The following is an 18,638-nucleotide window of genomic DNA, read 5'->3' as shown; positions in this document are numbered from 1 at the left end:
CATGCGGATCGGTATCATTGGTCTGGGTCGTATGGGCGGCAATATTGCCGTCCGTCTGACCCGGCATGGACATGATGTTGTTGTGCATGACCGCACGGCTGCCGTGACGGCAGCGACTGTGGAGCGATCCGAAAAGGGTCGCGCCACAGGCGTGGACAGCGTCGAGGCGCTTGTGAAGGGTCTTGAAGGTGACACGCATCGTGTCGTCTGGGTCATGCTTCCGGCTGGTGCGATTACCGAAGCCTGCGTGAAGCAGCTCGGCACGCTTCTCGGCAAGGGAGATGTCATCATTGATGGTGGCAACAGCTACTACAAGGATGACGTCCGTCGTGCGGAAGAGCTGGCAGCGAAGGGGATTTCCTACGTTGACGTTGGCACGTCCGGCGGTGTGTGGGGCCTCGAACGTGGCTACTGCATGATGTATGGCGGGCCGAAAGAGGCTGCGGATTATATCGATCCAATTCTGGCGGCTCTGGCTCCTGGAAAGGGCGATGTTCCTGTCACGCCGAACCGGGATGCGACCAATCTCGATCCGCGTGCCGAGCAGGGTTATCTGCACTGTGGTCCGTCCGGTTCGGGCCACTTTGTGAAGATGATCCATAACGGTATCGAGTACGGCATGATGCAGGCCTTCGCTGAAGGTTTTGACATCATGAAGAGCAAGAACTCGCCCGTTCTGGCCGAAGGTGAACGCTTCGACCTGAACATGGCGGATATTGCCGAAGTCTGGCGTCGCGGCAGTGTCGTGTCGTCCTGGCTGCTGGATCTGACGGCGGAAGCGCTCGCGAAGTCAGGCGAACTGTCCGAGTTCTCGGGTGAAGTTGCTGACTCTGGTGAAGGTCGCTGGACGATCGAAGCCGCCATTGAAGAAAATGTGCCGGCGCCAGTGATGACGGCGGCGCTGTTTACCCGTTTCCGTTCGCGGTCGGGCAATAACTTCGCCGAGAAGATTCTCTCGGCGCAGCGTTTCGGCTTTGGCGGTCACGTCGAGCAGAAATAAGCCCCTCTGACGGATGGGCAAGGGGGAGTGAGCACAGTATGCTCACTCCCCCATTCAATATGGCCGACCGACAGGGGCTTGTATGTCCATTGACCTAGATACCATTCACGCGGAACTTCCAGCGCTTCCGGATACGATCCGGATGGTTGTGTCCGACATGGATGGAACGCTCCTGACACCGGAAAAGACAATCGCTCCCTCTACGATGGCGATGGCAAAGGAGCTCCAGAAGCGCGGTATTCCGCTCTGTCTGGCAAGCGCGCGGCCCCCGGCTGCGATGACAAAATACATTTCACAACTCGGCTTGAGCGGTCAGAACGCGGGTTTCAACGGCGGCATTATCTTCTCGCCGGACGGAACACCAACAGTGAGCCGCGTCCTGTCGCGTGATGTGCTCTCCGTGGTGCATGACATGCTGCATGTCCATGGGATTGAAACGTGGCTGTTGCGTCAGTCTTACTGGATGGTCAGTGACGCCGCGACGCCGTTTGTCGAGCATGAGCGCCGTATTACCGGGCTGACGCCTCATGCCGTGCCGGATCTGCGTCATGAGTTTGACGGGATCGGTAAGGTCATGGGTGTGAGCAACAACTACGATCTTCTTCAGCGTGTCGAGACGGAACTGGCTGTTATGCTTCGTGGTGAAGCCAGTGTGCGCCGTTCCTCCGAAATGCTGCTCGATATTACGCCTGCGCTCGCCAACAAGGGCGAAGCCGTCCGTGAGCTGGCTCTCGCTCACGGTGTAAAGCCGCATGAAGTGGCCTGTTTGGGTGATGCTCATAACGACCTGCCGATGTTTGCCGTCGCGGGGCTGGGCATTGCCATGGGGCAGGCTGAAGACGATGTGAGAGCCGCTGCCCAGGTTCTTACTGACACCAATGAGCGTGATGGCTGGGCCAAAGCCATTGAGCGCTACATTCTGCCAAGGGTCAAAAACACATGACGACCGATATCCGTACTGCCACACTGGAAACACTGCCAAGCTCAGAAGCAGTTGCCCTTCGAATGGCGGATCTTCTGGTGGAAGGTGTTTTTGCCAAGACGGACGGCAAGTTCCGTGTGGCTCTGTCTGGCGGTTCGACACCCAAGCGACTGTTCGAACTGCTGGCCGAGCCAGAGCTGGCAAAGCGCATTCCGTGGGATCGTATTGAGATTTTCTACGGGGATGAGCGCCATGTTCCCGAAGGGCATGCGGACAGCAACCATACGGTTGGCCAGTCTGTTCTGATCAGCCGTGTTCCGGTTCCTGCCGAGAACGTGCATCCGATCCCGACGGGTGGGACGGTCGAGGCGGATGCGCGCGCCTATCAGAAAACTCTTGAGACTGCATACGGCGCGACGGAGCTGGATCCCGCTCGTCCGCTGTTTGATCTCGTGATGCTTGGTCTGGGAACTGATGGACATACGGCCTCCCTGTTTCCGGGCGAGCCTGTGCTTCAGGAAAAGACGGCATGGGTGGGAACTGCAGCGCCGAAGACCGCACCCTACGAGCGCATTACGCTGACGTATCCTGCCATCCAGTCCAGCGCGCTGGTCGTCTTTCTGGTGACCGGGGCATCCAAGGTTGAAATGCTCCAGCGTCTTCGTGAGGGCGACAAAACTCTGCCGTCTGCAAATGTGACCAGTGAAGGCCGTATCGTCATTCTGGCAGATCGTGCCGCAACGGGAGACGCCGCATGAGTTCGGATATGGAGGCGCACAAGCGCACTGCCGCTCGTCGTGCTGCCGATATGGTCAAGAGTGGCATGGTGGTTGGACTCGGCACGGGAAGCACCGCCACCTACATGATCGAGCGGCTCGGTGAGCGGGTGGCAGAAGGCCTTCACATTGTCGGGATTCCGACATCCGAAGACAGTGCCCGCAAGGCCAAAAAAGCGGGGATTCCGCTGACGGATTTTTCCGCTCATCGTCAGCTTGATATCGCCATTGATGGCGCGGATGAGGTTCAGCGGGGGCCGTTGCACCTCATCAAGGGCCTTGGCGGGGCGCTGCTGCGTGAAAAGATCGTAGCTCAGGCTTCGAAGATATTTGTGGTGATTGTGGATGGCAGCAAGCCAGTTGATCACCTTGGGGAGCGTGCTCCTGTTCCCGTGGAAGTGATTCCTTTTGGTTGGGAATGCACGGCAGAACGGTTGTCAGCCTGCGGTGCCAAGGGCGTTAAGCCCCGGACCGACCGTGATGGGAACCTGTTCGTCAGTGACAATGGCAACATGATCCTGGACTGCACGTTCGGCCCGATCGAGGACCCGGAAGATCTGGCGCGCCAAATAGACGCGATCGTGGGCGTGGTGGAACACGGCATGTTCCTGAACATGGCGTCTGAAGTTCTGGTTGCGACAGAACAGGGAGTGGAGCGATGGGAACCATAGAGACTGCGCACGTCAGTAAGGCCATAGGTGTCCGGCCGCGTTTTCTGGTCGTGATGGGTGTTTCCGGGACAGGCAAAACAACAATCGCCACCGGCCTTGCCACCCGTCTGGGGTGGCATTTTCAGGAAGGGGATGCGCTCCATCCCCAAAGTAACGTTGACAAAATGAGCTCAGGTCAGCCGCTGACGGACGAAGACCGCAAGCCTTGGCTGGAACTCTGTCATGACTGGCTGAGCAGGGAAGTAAAAGCGGGTCACGGTGCTGTCCTGACCTGCTCCGCCTTGAAGCGCATTTATCGCGAACAGCTACGCCGCGATCTTCCCGTTGAATTTATTCATATCCGTGTTGCTCGTGACACTCTGGCTGATCGTATGACCCATCGAAAAGGTCATTTCATGCCGCCAAGTCTGCTGCCGAGCCAGCTTTCCACATTTGAAGAGCCGGGTGACGACGAGCCGGTTATTCATGTCTGTGGTGAAGATCACCCCGATGTTGTGCTGGAGAAACTGATCCAGCAGTTTCGTGATGAAGAAAACCAGAAGGAACTCCATGCGGCTGTTGGTTGATGCAGATGCCTGCCCTGTAAAGGACGAGATTTACCGTGTGGCAGGCCGTTATGGCCTCCAGACGCTGGTTGTTGCCAATCGCTGGATCAATATCCCCCAGTCGCCACTGATTGAGCGTGTGGTCGTGCCGGAAGGGCCAGACGTTGCGGATGACTGGATTGCAGAGCAGGCTGTCACAGCAGACATCGTGGTTACGAACGACGTGCCATTGGCCGTGCGGTGTCTGGAAAAGGGGGCGGCCGTTTTGCGCCCTAATGGCGAAGAAATCGATGATCGGTCCGTGGGAATGGTCTCGGCCATGCGGGATCTGATGCATGACCTGCGCGAAACCGGGGTGATGAATACGTACAATCCATCCTTTGGAAAAGCAGATCGAAGCCGGTTTCTTTCCGCTCTCGATACGCTCATCGTGCGACTCCGCAGGAAAGCTGCCCTTTCCAGAGTGATCCCCAGTTCTTCATAAAACATCCACAGGGACGTCCCCGGAGATGTTCCATGAATCTGGGGATAAGAGTCCGCTGCTGAGGAAAAATCGCCCATGAATCCGTTGCGTCTTGCACAGCTGGAAATGTTCTGTGCTGTCGTCGAGACAGGAACGGTGGTCGCAGCGTCACGGAAACTGAACTGTGTGGCATCCAACGTGACAGCGCGCTTGCGGGAACTGGAGCAGCTTCTGGGGCGGGAGTTGTTTACGAGGGAAAAGAACCGTCTCTTTCTGACGCCGGAAGGACGATTGTTTCACCAACAGGCCAAAACCGTCGTGGAAGAGGCACGGCACCTGACAGATCTCTTTTCTGAAGGTGTGCCTCGCGGAATACTGACTGTCGGGGCCTTGGACGTCGCACTGAAGGAATATTTACCCAGTCGAGTGCCGCAGTTTCTGGCGGCGGCACCGGGTGTGGAAATCAGAATTCTGATCCGGCCGACAGATACACTTGAGCGTATGCTGGTTGATGGCGAGATTGATCTTGCTCTGACGGATGGGCCAATCGAGCATCCCATGATGGGCAGTGCATTTGCCTTTCGCGAGCGTCTGGCACTTATTTTGCCCGAAGGACAGAAGACACTTCAGTCAGGCCAGACAGTCTTTCTGTTCAATACAGACTGTTTGTATCGCCGGTATTTTGAGGCTTGGCTGGAGCAGAAGGGCTTTGGCGGCGGCCTTATCCATACCGTTGAGTCTTATGACGTCATTTTGGCCTGCGTAGAGGCGGGGTTGGGTATTTCGTGTATTCCTCAGAGTGTTCTCTCAACTCTGGGGTCTGTCCGTAAGACAAGTATCGCTGTGCAGTACCCCACCGATCTTCAGGGCAGTGATATCTATTCGGTCTGGCGGGAGCCGCGAGTGAGCGTGTTGGCCCGGCTGTTCATGGATAGTCTGGGTTCAATCTCTAAAGACTCATAAATAGTGAACGAAACACTGATTTATCATCACTTTTAATAAAACATATCTCTTGCCAGTGTCGGGCCATCGATTGAACCGGCAGCGGTCTCATGCGTCTGGAATAAAGCGGCGCAGGATGCGCTTCCTGCAAAACAGGAGCACTCATGGCTCAGAAATACGATCTCTTCATTAACGGTGAATGGGTTTCCCCGCAGACGGGAGAATGGATTGCTGTCGAAAATCCTGCCACGAAAGAAACGGTCGGCCAGGCGGCTCGGGGTGGTGAAGCCGATCTGGATAAGGCAGTAGCCGCAGCCAAGGCGGCATTTCCGGCCTGGAGCCGAAAGACAGCGACGGAGCGCGCTGATTATGTCCATGCGCTGAAAGATCTGGTGAAGCGGGACAAGACGGTTCTGGCCCAGATCATTACGTCCGAAATGGGTAAGCCCCTGAAAGAAGCTGAAGTCGAAGTTGATTTCGCAATCGGGCTACTGCGGTTTTCGGCTGAAAACACGTTGCGCCTTCAGGGGGAAATCATTCCTGGGAGTACCCCGGACGAGAAAATTCTGATTGATCGTGTGCCTCTTGGCGTGATTGGAGCCATTACGGCTTGGAATTTTCCGCTGGCTCTTTGTGCTCGCAAGATTGGGCCGGCCATCGCTGCGGGCAATACAATCGTTGTAAAGCCTCACGAACTGACGCCGCTTGCGTCGCTTCATCTGGCAAAGCTGGTTGAGGAAGCGGGCATTCCCAAAGGTGTCGTTAATATCGTTACGGGTGATGGCCCGGAAGTCGGGGTTCCGCTGGTCGCGCATCCGGATGTGAAGCTCATCACCATGACCGGCTCAACGCCTGCCGGGAAAAAGATCATGGCCGCCGCAGCGGAGACGCTGAAGGAAGTTCGACTGGAACTTGGTGGCAAGGCTCCTTTCCTGGTGATGGAAGATGCTGATCTGGAGAAGGCTGCGGAAGCGGCCGTGCAATCTCGCTTCATGAACACGGGGCAGGTCTGTACATGCAATGAACGCACTTACATCCATGAAGCAGTTTATGACGACTTTGTGCAGAAGGTTCGCCAGAAGATCGACGCACTGAAGGTTGGTCTGCCGACTGACCCTTCAACGGACATGGGCCCCAAGGTTAGCGAAGACGAACTCACCAAGGTTCACGAGATTGTCCAAAAGGCTGTTCGCCAAGGTGCTACGCTGGAAACCGGTGGGAAACGCTTAACGGGCGGTGTCTACGATAAGGGCTATTTTTACGCGCCCACACTGCTGACGGACGTCTCACAGGATATGGACATTGTTCATAACGAGGTGTTTGGCCCTGTCATGTCGCTTATCAAGGTGGCGGATTTTGATCAGGCGCTCGCCTGGGCCAATGACTGCCGGTATGGGCTGTCAGCCTACCTCTTCACGAAGGATCTGAGTCGTATCCTGCGTATGACGCGCGAACTGGAGTTCGGGGAGGTCTACGTGAACCGTCCCGGCGGTGAAGCGCCGCAAGGTTTCCACCATGGCTACAAAGAAAGTGGCCTTGGGGGGGAAGACGGACAGCACGGGCTGGAAGCCTATGTGCAGACCAAGACGATTTATCTCAACGCTTGATGTTGAAAAGGGCAGTCCGAAACCGGACTGCCCTTTTTTATGAAAGGACCGGAAACATGGTTAAAGTTGCTGCACTGGCCACTGATGGCCTGGAAGAAATCGAGCTGACATCGCCACAAGAGGCGCTGGAGAAAGCGGGCGCTACTGTTACTGTAATCTCGTTGAAAGCTAGGGAATTCCAGGCGGTCAACAAGGACATTTATCCGTCTCGCAAAATTAAAGCAGAGCTGGGTATTGCGGATGCGAAAGCTTCCGATTTTGATGCTCTTTTGCTGCCGGGAGGGCTTGCCTCTCCTGATAGCCTCCGCATGAACCGGGATGTCGTGGCGTTCGTGAAGGAGTTTGTGAAGGCCAACAAGCCGATCGCTGCGATCTGTCACGGAGCGCAGGTCTTGATCGAAGTAAACGAGCTACGAGGCCGTACCGTTACATCATGGCCTGCAATCAAGACCGATCTTGAAAATGCGGGAGCAAGCTGGGTGGACACAGAAGTTGTGACAGACGGCCCTTATGTTTTCTCACGATGCCCCGACGATCTGCCTGCTTTCAACAAGGCGATTATCAAGCATTTCAAGGTGGGGTGATACATCGCATCACCAAGGCTGGACGAACGAGTCATGAATTGGATGGTCGGTCGTCTGGCTTGGAGATGTAATTTTCCAATGATCTTTCACAAACCGATAGCGTAGGCCGCTCCCTTTTAGGGATCGACTGAATGCCTGTCGGGGCGTCAAGACACCTGAGACGGCTGGCGCTTTCATGGTGCCTAGAAGCGCCGGATCCACCTCTACGAAACACCCTGTCTGGTGAGCAAGGTTTTGCAGTCGCTCATCCATACGTTGACTAGGAAGTTCCAAGGAAAACGGGCTCTGCTTGCAGTCGTCTGATGCTTCGATTGGAATGATGTAAGATAATATGGAATATATAAAAATGGATGATAGATGCTTTCAAGAATATTTTGAAAGCATCTTATTCTACATTCCGAATTAATTACTATATTATATAGGAGCTGCTATCCTTTAGTTTTGCACGAACGAAATCTTTTCCATCTTTATCTAGCAAGTCAAAAACTATTTCTGTTACGCATGATAAATCTTTTTTTGTTATCTCTTCATTCCTCGTGGTAATTAACCTATTTGGAAAATTACAAACAAACATGGAAATATGCTGTAAGCGTTCCTTAAGTGTTTCTTCAGTAACATTAACCTTTTCTATATGAAATTTTTCCCAATCTCCTGTTTTTTTTCTGTCGGAAATTATAGTTCCGCCTATATGAACTGGCTCGGAAGTTAAAAAATGTTTTGTGTTAGGATGTCTTAAAAAGAACTGGTTTTCTTTTCCTGTTGGGAAAATTTCATAAGAAAAAAACCGGCGTAATCTGCGATCATGCAGAATAGAAAATCGATTTAAATTTTTAGAAAAAATAAAAATTTTATTTTTATCCGTAAATTTTATACCATATATTTCTTGTAAATTGCCATCATTGGCAACGGTCAGCCCGCGGGAATCAACGCCGCAATATTTATCATGAAATGTTTTCAGCTTAAACAAATTAACGTGTGGGAGTATGTTAATGCTTTGAAAAAGATCCGATTCAAATTTTTCCATTGAAATATATTTGTATTGTTTTCCAAATACGCCAATTTCATTGGCAACTCTTTGGATGGTATTTTCAAAAAAGTATCCCATTGTTTCGCGTAATTTTAAAACATTTTTACTCCCCTTATCATCGTATTCATGTCCCTTATTGTATTCAAGCCATAGATGGGTAGAGGGGTTTATATTTGTTCTCTTTTTAAATCTCTCTACAAAGTGCTCCATGCTTCTGCATTGGAAGTGCATAACCTTTCCATTGGTCCAGTCTGGTTCATCTTCCATGATTCCGACTGTATCTGACCAGGTAAATTTTTTTCCTGAAGAGCTTACGGTTTCTATGTCATTTTTCATTTTGAAAGAATGAACTGTTTGCCATTCTCCGGACCAGTATTTTGGTCGTATGAAAGATTTTGTATGTTTGTTGATGAACTCTTCTTTAGAGAGGTGATGCCTGTAAGAAAAAGTACTTGGCCATGCAGGCTTTGTGATATTATCAGAGCTTCCGTAATTGCACCAATTAAAGCAAATTTGACCCACAGTGGGTCTGAATTCGCCAAGGAAGTCTTTTAGGTTCTGATGTTTTTCTAAAAGAAGATATTCATCACAGTCTAAGAATCCGATCCATTCAAATTCATCTTTGAAGTTATTTATAGCAGAAATATAAACTTCTTTTTGTCTCCATGAGTGAGGAGTTTCTGATGGAGGTAATCTGGTAACTCTAACGTCAAAACTGTTGGAAATATCGGAGAGCGCCTCAAATGTTCCGTCATTGGAATTATCATCGGCAACTATTATTGTGTCGACACCAATGAGTTTGTACCATGATATCCAAGAATATATTTCTTCTACTTCATCTTTTATAAATAAAACAACCGCAATTTTCATTGTACTCTCCGTTTTTAAAATACCAGATCAGAAGCGTTTTTTGTATTTAAATCATGGAGAAAATTTAAAGCCAAGCGGAAAATTTTATTAGAAAAATAGGATGCAGAAGTCTATTTTTGCATTTTACTGAGGGCCTGTTACCTTAATTTCAAGAAGATGAAATCTCCTCTCCACATAGATTGATTTATACGTTTCTGAGTAACATGTGGGTTCTATTTAGAAATTTGTGTCCACGAGATGGCGTCCCAGGGCTGGGTCATCTGTGAAGAACCCGTCGATCCCCATATCCAGGTAGCGGCGGACCTCTGCGATCATACCTTGGGGGTTGCGAGCCGCTGGGCCTGCGTCATTTCGAAGCTGAGCAGGAAGAAAGTAGTTTTCCGGGCGTGCTGTGTAGGAATGAACGAGCAGACCTGCACGGTGCGCGTCATCCACCAGTGTGCTGGGTTCGAGCCAGGCGCCTTTAGAATCACGGGGGATCAGGTCCGTGTTCGATGGGCCGATGACGTCAGCATAATGGCGGACATCCTTGAGGCCGCTCGGTGTCATCAGGTTGCCGAAGGTTGTTGTTTTTCCTGCTGCGGCAAGATCAGGCGGAACCTGTTTGCGTTCACCCATCAGAAGCATCAGCCGTGTCTGGGGATTGATGGCCAGTGCCTGCTCCCGGATACGGGCAAGGTTGGACGTTTCGAAAGACTGGATTTCGAGCGGGGCCTGACGCGTATATTCGTGTGCCGCGATGGTCTTGAGGAAGATCGCTTCCGGATCATGACCGAGGCTGTGAAAATGCGTTGAATGCTTGAGTTCCGGGATGAGGCCAAAGGTCTTGCCGGTGGCAGCCGCCTGGGCAGCCACAACTTCGATGACCTCCTCAAACGTCGGGATTTCAAAGCGGTCGTTGTAGCGGGTGTTATGGACACGAAGGGTGGCCAGACGCTCACGGGCGCGGAGTGTTTTCAGTTCCGCAAGCGTGAAATCCGTGGTGAACCAGCCGGTCTGCTTCTGGCCGTCGATGGTGACGGTCTTTTTGCGGTCGGCAAATTCCGGATGATCGGAAACATCCGTCGTATCGGCGATGTTGCTTTCATGACGGACGACCAGATGGCCGTCTTTTGTCATGACTAGATCGGGCTCGATGAAATCAGCACCGTCCAGCATTGCCTTGGCATAAGCACCGAGTGTGTGTTCAGGACGAAGAGCCGACGCGCCACGGTGGGCGAACACCAGTGGCTTTGGAGCCAGGGAGGGAGCCGCCTTTGCGGAGCGGCTCAGGTGAAGGGCAGGGAGGGCGGCGGAAAGCAGCCCCAGAGTGCGGCGGCGCGTCAGCATGGATCAGTCCTTACAGCGTGGCGTTCAGTGTCAGGAAGAAGCTGCGCGGGGCAACCGGGAAGGCACTGAACTGACCAGAAGTCTGGGTCGCGTTGATGGTGGACCAGGCGTGTGTGTTGGTCAGGTTGGTGATGTTACCCTGGACACGCAGGGCTGCGATGTGTGGGATGCCATGGAACGTGTAGCCGGCGTTCATGTCAAACTGAGCAAACGGGGCGGCGTACATGTCGTTGGTGTAGGTTGCATAACGCTTGCCGGTGACGACACCGATGAACTGGCCATAAGCATTGCCCCAGTTGGTGCTGAAGACGAACTTCTCAGACCAGGCAGGCATACCCACAACATTCTTGCCAGCCGTATGCACGACTGTCGTGCCGGTGCTGTAGTTATCGTTGTAGGTGGACTTGTTATAGGACAGCCCGTTGTAGAGCGAGAAATGCTCGCCGAAATGGGACGTGAAGGAGAAGTCCATACCATCGGTCGTGACGGAACCGACGTTGGCAAGCGTTGTGGCAGACCCGATGATGGAAGACAGCGTCTGCGTGGTGGCAACAGCCAGAAGGCGGTTCGAGAAGTGCACGTGATAGTATGACAGCTGCCCTTCGATAGACGTCAGCGGGCCAAGATGGATCTGGCGATGCTCACGCAGACCGGTCTCGTACGTCCATGATGTTTCGGGTTTGCCGTTCTTCTTGAAGTCTTCGAACGCAGCCTGACTGGTTGCGCCCCAAGGTGTGGCGTTGCCATAGCCCGCGTCCTGGAAGGAGCGCATGTTTTCCTGAATGGTGGCGAACCACTGTTCATTCGGCGTGATGTTCCAGACCGCACCGAAGGATGGCAGGAACGGACGTTCCGCAGCGATCGTACCACCCGGAGCTGTGACAGCGTAGGACGGAGAAAGCGAGCCCGCCTTTGCCGCAACAGGCAGTGTGCCGTTCGTGTAAACCAGCTCAGACTTGAAACCAGCCGTCAGGGAGAAGTTCTTGGAAACCTGCCAGTTGTCCTGCAGATGGGTGACGAACGTGTTGGTGTAGAAGTTGTTTGTATACTGGTCGATCAGGGCGTTCTGCTGGCGCTCGTATGGTGTGGTCGGGTTGTTGGCATCCAGCGGGTACCAGCGACGAGCCTGCGTATTGTTGTTGCGCTCATACCACCCACCAACTTCGATGGAATGCTTGCCGAGGTGATACCGCAACGTGGAGATCAGGCCGCCGCGGTTGTCCCAGTATTCGGTTGTACGGGTCGCATAGCCGGAGCCGCCGAAAACGGTGTTGAGGTCTTGGCCCGGAAAATACGCTGCGAACAATGTCGGCAGGCCTGCGGCAGAAATGGGGCCGGCGACGACACCTTCTCCCAGATCGTGATGATAATAAATCGAGTTGTCCCAGTGCAGGTTGGCACTGAAATCATGCGTCCATTTGGAATAGGCGAGGAAATCCTCGCGCTGGGCTGCGGAATAGTAATTGCGGTAATTCAGGCCGACGGCGTTACTGTTGGCTTTTGCATAGTTGAAGTCTGGGTACATGAACGGACGGACATAAGTGCCGTAGCCCTGCGGCAGGGTTACGCTGTCTTCGTTCGGTTCAACCTTTTGGGACCAGTCGAAGAAAGCTGAGAAGTGATCATGGGCGCTGTGGTGAACGAACTTGGCATTGACCTGATAGCCGCCCTGATGACCGGCGAAGTCCCACGCGCGTGCATCCTGACGAGCGAATGAGACATAAGCCGAATTGCCATTTCCGAACTCACCCGTGTCGAGACGCGCGAAGGTGCGGAATGTGGACCAGCTGCCAAAGACCTGTTCGATCTGAGCACCGCGCTTGCGCAGTGGATCCTGCGTCGTAAATTCGAGTGTACCGCCGAGATTGGACGTGGATGCCGTGCCCAGACCGCCTGCACCGGTGGCAATGGACGCAGAGCCGATGTTTTCGCTGATGGATGCGCGCTGCGGTGAAAGACCGTTGTAGTTACCGTAGGCCTGATCGCCGAGGGGAATTCCATCAAGCGTATAACCGAGCTGCTCTTTGGCAAAACCATGCACATACAGTGATGAGTTCTGTTCGTTGTTGCCCCAGGGATCAGCATTGTTGAACACAACACCTGGCAGGATCTGAAGCGCCTTGATGGGGTTGATGCCCGGCATGATGCGCTGGATCTGAACGCGGCCAAGTGTCTGCTCGGAACGGGTGCGCTTTGCGGTAATAACCAGCTGTTCCGATCCGCCGGAAACGGCTGCGGCCTTGTGCGCTGCGGTGTGTTTCTTGCTGTTTGTCGACGCGGTGGCAGCTTTGGCTGAAGGCAGTGCCATGCTCACTGCCAGCGGAGAGCAGAAAAGAAAGAGCAGCGCGCGGTTGCGCTGGGATTTGGATGACATGGATAGCTTTCCCGTAACGAAGCGGAGTCGGAACGGGCGGAAACTAGTCTCAATATCGTGATGGTTGTGTGAACCTAGTGTGAAGGCGGCGTGACAGTTTTATGACGCCGTTTGCCAGCCTAGGCCCACGATCGCGACGCGCCGTCCGAACGGGGTCTCCTGCAATACTATGACTTCTCTTTCCTCAAGATAGGTCAGCTGGCGGCGGGCCCGTCCCAGGGAGTGCGTGCCGTAGGCGCGGGCAAGAGCGCTGTCATCCGGGCAGGTTTCCGAATCGAGTGCCGTGCGCGCCAGCAACAAAAAGACGCCCTGAACGTCTTCCGGCAGAGACGCGGCTATGGCTTCGGCTTTCTGCCACTCTTCACTTTCTGCACGTTCCCGGTCCAGACCCGCGCGGATGGTTGCAAGAATGCGCTGGAAACGACCGAGATCGAGGATATTTCGTGATAGCCCCTGAATGCGCGCCCGGAGCTGGAAGTCCTGATAGAGGGTGGCAAGCGGCTTGTAATCCGCGCCCTCCTCGGATGCCACGCCAGAAACCATGTCCCAGATATGGGCTGGATCAATCTCGGTCGTTTCGGCTGCTGTGGTGGGTTCTTCAGCCGCTTCGCGGGTCGCGCCATAGGCATCAAGCTGTGCGAGAAGATCCGGCGGAGGGGGTCGCGTTTCGCGGCGGGGGCGGGGCGAAAATTCGTGAACGGGCTCGAGAATAATGTCTCGCAGGTCCTCGGCATCCATGGGCTGCAAGGGAACAAGCACTGGCCCCGTGTTGTGGCTGGCTGTTTCTACGGGGCCGATTGTCAGCAGCTTCGGACGACGGGACAGAGCAGGGCCGAGCGCCATGAACTGCCCACGGGCAAGATCACGGAACGATTCCGCGGCCCGACGCTCCATGCCCAGAAGATCTGCGGCACGGGCCATGTCGATGTCGAGGAAGGTCCGGCCCATCAGGAAGTTCGAGGCCTCTGCCGCGACGTTCTTGGCCAGTTTGGCCAGACGCTGAGTTGCGATGACACCGGCCAGACCACGTTTGCGCCCACGACACATGAGGTTCGTCATGGCCCCGAGTGAGAGGCGACGGGCTTCATCGGATGTGTCCCCGCCCGCAACGGGTGCGAAAAGCTGGGCTTCGTCCACCACAACCAGAGCCGGATACCAGTTGGCGCGGGGTGCTTCGAACATGCCGTTCAGAAATGCACCGGCTGCACGCAGCTGCATTTCCGCTTCCACCTGTTCAAGATTCAGCACGACAGATGCACGATGCGCCCTGACACGTTCACCGGCTGCGCGCAAACTGGCTTCAGACTGGTCTTCAACGTCAATGACCAGATGGCCATAGCGGTCTGCCAGGGTGACGAAGTCGCCTTCCGGGTCGATCATGACCTGTTGAACGAGAGTTGCTGTCTGTTCCAGCAGGCGGCGCAGAAGGTGGGATTTGCCCGAGCCGGAGTTACCCTGAACCAATAGGCGCGTGGCCAGCAGTTCCGGCAAATCAATGCAGGTGTCTGAGCCGTCGCGGCCCTGTCCGAGAACGATGGATGTCATGGCGTCAGCGGATACCCGAAACTGACGATTCTAGCCACCCAAGGACGCCTTTTGCTGCGGCAAGACCGGTGGAAAAACATCCCTGCAGAAGATAACCCCCGGTTGGGGCTTCCCAATCCAGCATTTCGCCAGCTGCAAACACCCCGGGATGAGCCTTCACCATGAATTTTTCGTCCAATGCGTCCTGACGTAATCCCCCTGCCGTCGAAATGGCGCGGTCGAGGGTGTCTGTCCCGGTCAGGACGATGGGGAGGGCTTTAATGGCCCGGGCCAGTTGGAGGGGTGTCGCTTGTTTTGGCGTTGCCTGTCGCAGAAATTCTCGGGAGGCACTATCGAGAGACAGAGCTTTGCGGAGGCGGTTGGACTGGCTCTCTCTCGGTCGCTGGTTCTGAAGGCGTTTGAGAATGGCGTCTTCAGAAAGGGGGGGGCGCAGATCCAGTGACAGGGTGGCGGTGCCCGTAGAGGTGATGGCATCACGGAGAGAGGCCGAGAGGGCATAAAGGGCAGAGCCTTCCAGTCCGCGCGGCGTAATGGTGAGGTCTCCACGGGTTTCCGTTCCCTGAAACGACAGTCCGACGGAATGGAGCACTTCCCCGTCATGGCGTTGCAGGACGTCATCGGGCCAGTTGGGCATGAAGCCGCAGTTTGACGGTTTGAAAGGGGATGTTTCCGCAGGGAACAGACTGGCCCACCGCCCGTCTGACCCCAGGCGAGACCAGCTTGCTCCGCCTGTGGCCATGAGCGTGGCGTCCGCAGCAAAGGTGACAGGACCTGAAGGGCTTTCAAAGGTCAGTCGTGAAGCCTCCCATCCTGTGAAGCGATGGCGTGTCCGGATCTGAACACCTTGTTCTGCAAGTCGATTGAGCCATGCGCGAAGGAGGGGAGACGCTTTCATGCTTTTGGGGAAAACTCGCCCCGAGCTTCCACTAAAGCACTCTTGCCCAAGGCTTTCAGCCCAGCGGCGTAGGGCATCTGGCGGGAAGTTCAGCACGGCTGGGGTCAGCCAGTCCTGAGCTGGTCCATAGCGTGTTATGAAAAGGTCGAGTGGCTCAGAGTGGGTCAGGTTAAGGCCACTTCGGCCTGCCATGAGCAGTTTCCGCCCCACGCTGGGCATCTGCTCAAAGATTTCGACGTGACATCCATGACCAGAAAGATATTCAGCGGCGAACAGGCCGGCGGGACCTGCGCCAACGATGGCAACAACTGGAGGCGTGGAGAAAGGGCTCATGGCTGTCTGATTGCCATGAGCCGGATGGTTTGTCAGGTTCTACGTGCTTCTGAGGCCGACGAGGGTCAGCCTCAGGAGGGCATCAGAAACCGGCGCTGATGGAGCCCGTTGCGGCGAAAGGTGCTGCAATGGCGTAGGTCGGGGCTGTGCCCTTTACCGTATTGCCGAAAATGCCCTTCATGGTTGTTGCATTCGTCTGCACGCTGAGCGGGAAGCCCAGATAGTGCTTGTCGGCAATGTTGGAGATGTTGAGCTTGACGTTGGGGCTCTGCATGAAGCCAACATTGTGGAAGCGATAACCGACGGTCAGGTTCATACGCACGTAAGACGGCAGTGCCTCGTCGTTCATGAACGTTGAATACTGCTTGGCCACGTATTTCAGGCTGTAGGCGCCGAAGAGATTTCCGTCATCGTAATCCAGATTGAAGCCAACCTGATATTTTGGTGTTTCAGGCGCGAACTTGCCCTTGGTGTGCAGGTAATCCACGGAGCTTCCGCTGCCGCCGCGCAGGTTGCTGGTCGTGCGGGCATCAACATACTCAAAGGATACATACGGGCGCAGATGATAGAAAATCGGACGTGTGCCGATTTCTGCGTCCACACCGTTTGTGCTCTGGCCGCCCGCATTGATGTTGTTGCTGTAGTAGTTTGAGCAGGCGTCATCGGTGCACTGGCTCTGCGAGAAGAACCGGTTGGTGAAATTATAATGGAAGTACGTGATCGATCCCATGACGGTTGACCCGGTGTAACGCCAGCCCGCTTCTTCCGAGATGGAAATTTCCGGGTTGAGGTTGGAGGTGCCGCGTGTGGCGTAACCGCTGCTGGCCTGGTTGGGAGCCTTCACATTGTAATACGTGCCGGCATCGAAAAGCGCGTAGTTCGTTGGCATCCGGAAGTTGGTCGCACCGGAGATGAAGATCTGGTTTTCCGGGTTGATCTGATAGCGGATCGACGCCGTCGGCAGCGGCTCATAGTACGTCTTGTTGATGTACGGGCCAGTGGATGTGTTTGGCAGCATATTCTGCGCATCACGGGTGACGATGGCGTATTTCAGGCCGCCCTCGATCGTGAGCTTGTTGTTCAGCAGAGACAGACTGTCACCGATGAACATCGTGTGCACGCGGGTCTGCGTGAGGTTCGAGCGGTACTGATAGGTCTGCCCGTTATCAAAGACGTAGTTTGCAGCCTGTCCCCAAACGCTCCAGGGCGTTCCGTCTGCACCAATGCCCGTGGCGGGGCCGCTCTGGATCTGCTTGGAATATTCGAACCAGTAACCAACCATGAGGCGGTTGACCCCTGTGGTCAGCGTCAGCTTCGTGACGGCACCGGGACGGTAGGTTGTGGTGATGGACGGTTCATAGAGCAGGCTGCCCTTGGCAACGGACTGCCCTTCAAGCGTTCCGCCCATTGTTGTCGCACCATAGCTAGTGGGAACCGTGTATGCCCCGCCGCCACTGCCGCTGCCGTACCAGAAGTAAGGCGTTTCCGTCAGTGTCAGGTGATCGGTCAGCTTGAAGGTGGACGGTGCACTGACATAAATGTTGGTGAACGGGTTCTGATGGAACTTGTAATAGTCCGCATCGCTCTTCGTGGTCTGGCCGGTTGGATCTTTGTACACGCCATTATAGACGGTGTTGGAGATCGTGGACGTGGTGGTGTTCTTGAATGTGCTGCCATTTGGGCGCGTGCAGGTTGCACCAGCCGAGCAGGACGTGACGTATTTGTCCTTCACGCCCAGACCGTATTCGTCCCACGACGCCATGTTCACGGAGCGGTTCAGGTAGTTGTAGAGGCGATTGCCAACGATTGCGAGAGAGACGCGGTTGCCGTCGCCCCAGTCATTCACGATCTTGCCTTCGGCGTGCAGCTTCCGGTTTGTTGCTTCACTGTGGACGGCATCTTCCGTCGCATAGGAACCGGAAAAATAGGCGCGCAGGTTCGTGTGGCCGATCTTGCCGGTGTCGAGGCGCAGGAAGCCGCGGGTATAATCATAAGACCCGTAGGACACGTCGAATGCGCCGCCAGCCTTCATCTTCGGATCGATCATGTACATGTCGACCACGCCGCCCGTGGCGCTCAGATGTGGGCTGTCCAGATCCGCGGAACCCTGAGCGAGATTAACCTTCTGAAGGTTTTCTGAATCCACGATTTCTTGGGAATATGTCTGGAAAGAGCCGACGTCGTTGATCGGGAAGCCTTCAAGGGTAAAGCCCATCTGCGTCTGATCGAGGCCACGGGAGCTCATGTGGCTTCCTGTCAGGCCTGCAGGGTCGGAAGACGACACGTTGGCGCCTGGAAGCAGGGAAATGAGCTGCATCGGGTCCTGACCCGGGGCCTGCTTTTCAATGAAATCGCGAGACACGCTGGAAACCGATTTTGCTGCGTCCTGCTTCTGCATCAGGCCGCCACCAACGTCACGGCGTGTAACGCCATCAAAATACTTGCGACGACCGCTGACGGACACGTGCTCTTCATGCACTTCATCTGTTGGCGCGGTATTACCCATCATTGATGGTGCCGCTGCGGCTGCCTGATGGCGATTTGACTTATGATCAGGGGACGACGCGGCGGGGGCTGCCAGTGCAGGAGCAACCCCTAAGGCAATGAGTGCAGACGTTGAAAGCAGGCGTGCAAGGCGCATCAGGAAGATGGTCTTTCTCGGATAGTGAAATAAGCGAGAAGGGGAAAACCACGCTTTGTCACAATCATCAACAGTTTGGCATATGAAACATTATGACATAAATAATCGTGATAT

15 protein-coding genes are annotated in these 18,638 nt (G+C 54.7%); 9 read left to right on the top strand and 6 right to left on the bottom strand.

Annotation, left to right across the window (positions count from 1 at the left end):
• Nucleotide 1: 1 nt before the first annotated feature.
• The 9 genes from gnd to GCE01_RS02195 all read left to right on the top strand — a co-directional run bounded on the left by gnd (nt 2) and on the right by GCE01_RS02195 (nt 7,510).
• Complete coding sequence (gene gnd / locus GCE01_RS02235; RefSeq protein ID WP_046899919.1) at nt 2–1,000, top strand: phosphogluconate dehydrogenase (NAD(+)-dependent, decarboxylating); 999 nt, start codon at nt 2–4, stop codon at nt 998–1,000.
• Between the two features lie 82 nt (nt 1,001–1,082).
• Nucleotides 1,083–1,943, top strand: coding sequence for a Cof-type HAD-IIB family hydrolase (locus tag GCE01_RS02230; RefSeq protein WP_099210652.1), 861 nt, complete (start codon nt 1,083–1,085; stop codon nt 1,941–1,943).
• Nucleotides 1,940–2,680 carry a 6-phosphogluconolactonase gene (gene pgl / locus GCE01_RS02225; protein WP_099210650.1) on the top strand — a complete coding sequence of 247 codons (741 nt, stop codon included), beginning with the start codon at nt 1,940–1,942 and terminating at the stop codon, nt 2,678–2,680. The genes GCE01_RS02230 and pgl overlap by 4 nt, the downstream gene beginning before the upstream one ends.
• The gene (gene rpiA, locus GCE01_RS02220) at nt 2,677–3,369 is read left to right on the top strand and encodes a ribose-5-phosphate isomerase RpiA (RefSeq protein WP_046899916.1); all 693 of its coding nucleotides are present in this window, start codon (nt 2,677–2,679) and stop codon (nt 3,367–3,369) included. Before pgl ends, rpiA begins: the two co-directional genes overlap by 4 nt.
• Nucleotides 3,357–3,935 (top strand): gluconokinase, encoded by a 579-nt coding sequence (locus GCE01_RS02215; RefSeq protein ID WP_046899915.1) that lies wholly within the window; start codon nt 3,357–3,359, stop codon nt 3,933–3,935. The genes rpiA and GCE01_RS02215 overlap by 13 nt, the downstream gene beginning before the upstream one ends.
• Nucleotides 3,919–4,398, top strand: coding sequence for a YaiI/YqxD family protein (locus GCE01_RS02210; RefSeq protein WP_099210648.1), 480 nt, complete (start codon nt 3,919–3,921; stop codon nt 4,396–4,398). The genes GCE01_RS02215 and GCE01_RS02210 overlap by 17 nt, the downstream gene beginning before the upstream one ends.
• A 75-nt stretch (nt 4,399–4,473) precedes the next feature.
• On the top strand, nt 4,474–5,340 hold the full coding sequence (locus tag GCE01_RS02205) for a LysR family transcriptional regulator (RefSeq protein WP_099210646.1): 867 nt from the start codon (nt 4,474–4,476) through the stop codon (nt 5,338–5,340).
• 143 nt (nt 5,341–5,483) lie between these two features.
• Nucleotides 5,484–6,926, top strand: a complete 1,443-nt coding sequence (gene aldA / locus GCE01_RS02200) for an aldehyde dehydrogenase (RefSeq protein WP_099210644.1) — start codon at nt 5,484–5,486, stop codon at nt 6,924–6,926.
• A 56-nt stretch (nt 6,927–6,982) separates the two neighbouring features.
• Nucleotides 6,983–7,510 (top strand): type 1 glutamine amidotransferase domain-containing protein, encoded by a 528-nt coding sequence (locus GCE01_RS02195; protein WP_099210642.1) that lies wholly within the window; start codon nt 6,983–6,985, stop codon nt 7,508–7,510.
• Nucleotides 7,511–7,919: 409 nt separating this feature from the next.
• Here the strand turns inward: GCE01_RS02195 and GCE01_RS02185 are convergent, their stop codons facing one another.
• From GCE01_RS02185 to GCE01_RS02160, 6 genes are all read right to left on the bottom strand, one after another.
• Nucleotides 7,920–9,407, bottom strand: a complete 1,488-nt coding sequence (locus GCE01_RS02185) for a glycosyltransferase family 2 protein (RefSeq protein ID WP_099210638.1) — start codon at nt 9,405–9,407, stop codon at nt 7,920–7,922.
• 216 nt (nt 9,408–9,623) lie between these two features.
• Complete coding sequence (locus GCE01_RS02180; RefSeq protein WP_099210636.1) at nt 9,624–10,736, bottom strand: glycerophosphodiester phosphodiesterase; 1,113 nt, start codon at nt 10,734–10,736, stop codon at nt 9,624–9,626.
• A 10-nt stretch (nt 10,737–10,746) separates the two neighbouring features.
• Nucleotides 10,747–13,110 (bottom strand): TonB-dependent receptor, encoded by a 2,364-nt coding sequence (locus GCE01_RS02175; RefSeq protein ID WP_099210634.1) that lies wholly within the window; start codon nt 13,108–13,110, stop codon nt 10,747–10,749.
• A gap of 99 nt (nt 13,111–13,209) precedes the next feature.
• Nucleotides 13,210–14,655: an ATP-binding protein gene (locus GCE01_RS02170; protein ID WP_099210632.1), complete on the bottom strand. Its 1,446-nt coding sequence runs from the start codon at nt 14,653–14,655 to the stop codon at nt 13,210–13,212.
• Between the two features lie 4 nt (nt 14,656–14,659).
• Nucleotides 14,660–15,883 carry a TIGR03862 family flavoprotein gene (locus tag GCE01_RS02165; RefSeq protein WP_086634423.1) on the bottom strand — a complete coding sequence of 408 codons (1,224 nt, stop codon included), beginning with the start codon at nt 15,881–15,883 and terminating at the stop codon, nt 14,660–14,662.
• An 82-nt stretch (nt 15,884–15,965) separates the two neighbouring features.
• Nucleotides 15,966–18,524, bottom strand: a complete 2,559-nt coding sequence (locus tag GCE01_RS02160; RefSeq protein ID WP_099210630.1) for a TonB-dependent receptor — start codon at nt 18,522–18,524, stop codon at nt 15,966–15,968.
• Between the last annotated feature and the right edge of the window lie 114 nt (nt 18,525–18,638).

It is taken from the genome of Gluconobacter cerinus (assembly GCF_002723935.1).
Classification (GTDB): Bacteria; Pseudomonadota; Alphaproteobacteria; order Acetobacterales; family Acetobacteraceae; genus Gluconobacter; species Gluconobacter cerinus.
The sequence above is the reverse complement of the archived record's forward strand: the minus strand, read 5'-3'. Positions and strand labels throughout refer to the sequence as shown.

Bases quoted from the DNA above. Each gene is read 5' to 3' on its own strand.
- GCE01_RS02170 (WP_099210632.1), bottom strand. From the start codon at position 14,655: ATGACATCCATCGTTCTCGGACAGGGCCGCGACGGCTCAGACACCTGC.
- GCE01_RS02195 (WP_099210642.1), top strand. From the start codon at position 6,983: ATGGTTAAAGTTGCTGCACTGGCCACTGATGGCCTGGAAGAAATCGAG.
- GCE01_RS02215 (WP_046899915.1), top strand. From the start codon at position 3,357: ATGGGAACCATAGAGACTGCGCACGTCAGTAAGGCCATAGGTGTCCGG.
- rpiA (WP_046899916.1), top strand. From the start codon at position 2,677: ATGAGTTCGGATATGGAGGCGCACAAGCGCACTGCCGCTCGTCGTGCT.
- GCE01_RS02210 (WP_099210648.1), top strand. From the start codon at position 3,919: ATGCGGCTGTTGGTTGATGCAGATGCCTGCCCTGTAAAGGACGAGATT.
- GCE01_RS02165 (WP_086634423.1), bottom strand. From the start codon at position 15,883: ATGAGCCCTTTCTCCACGCCTCCAGTTGTTGCCATCGTTGGCGCAGGT.
- gnd (WP_046899919.1), top strand. From the start codon at position 2: ATGCGGATCGGTATCATTGGTCTGGGTCGTATGGGCGGCAATATTGCC.
- aldA (WP_099210644.1), top strand. From the start codon at position 5,484: ATGGCTCAGAAATACGATCTCTTCATTAACGGTGAATGGGTTTCCCCG.
- pgl (WP_099210650.1), top strand. From the start codon at position 1,940: ATGACGACCGATATCCGTACTGCCACACTGGAAACACTGCCAAGCTCA.
- GCE01_RS02230 (WP_099210652.1), top strand. From the start codon at position 1,083: ATGTCCATTGACCTAGATACCATTCACGCGGAACTTCCAGCGCTTCCG.
- GCE01_RS02185 (WP_099210638.1), bottom strand. From the start codon at position 9,407: ATGAAAATTGCGGTTGTTTTATTTATAAAAGATGAAGTAGAAGAAATA.
- GCE01_RS02160 (WP_099210630.1), bottom strand. From the start codon at position 18,524: ATGCGCCTTGCACGCCTGCTTTCAACGTCTGCACTCATTGCCTTAGGG.
- GCE01_RS02175 (WP_099210634.1), bottom strand. From the start codon at position 13,110: ATGTCATCCAAATCCCAGCGCAACCGCGCGCTGCTCTTTCTTTTCTGC.
- GCE01_RS02205 (WP_099210646.1), top strand. From the start codon at position 4,474: ATGAATCCGTTGCGTCTTGCACAGCTGGAAATGTTCTGTGCTGTCGTC.
- GCE01_RS02180 (WP_099210636.1), bottom strand. From the start codon at position 10,736: ATGCTGACGCGCCGCCGCACTCTGGGGCTGCTTTCCGCCGCCCTCCCT.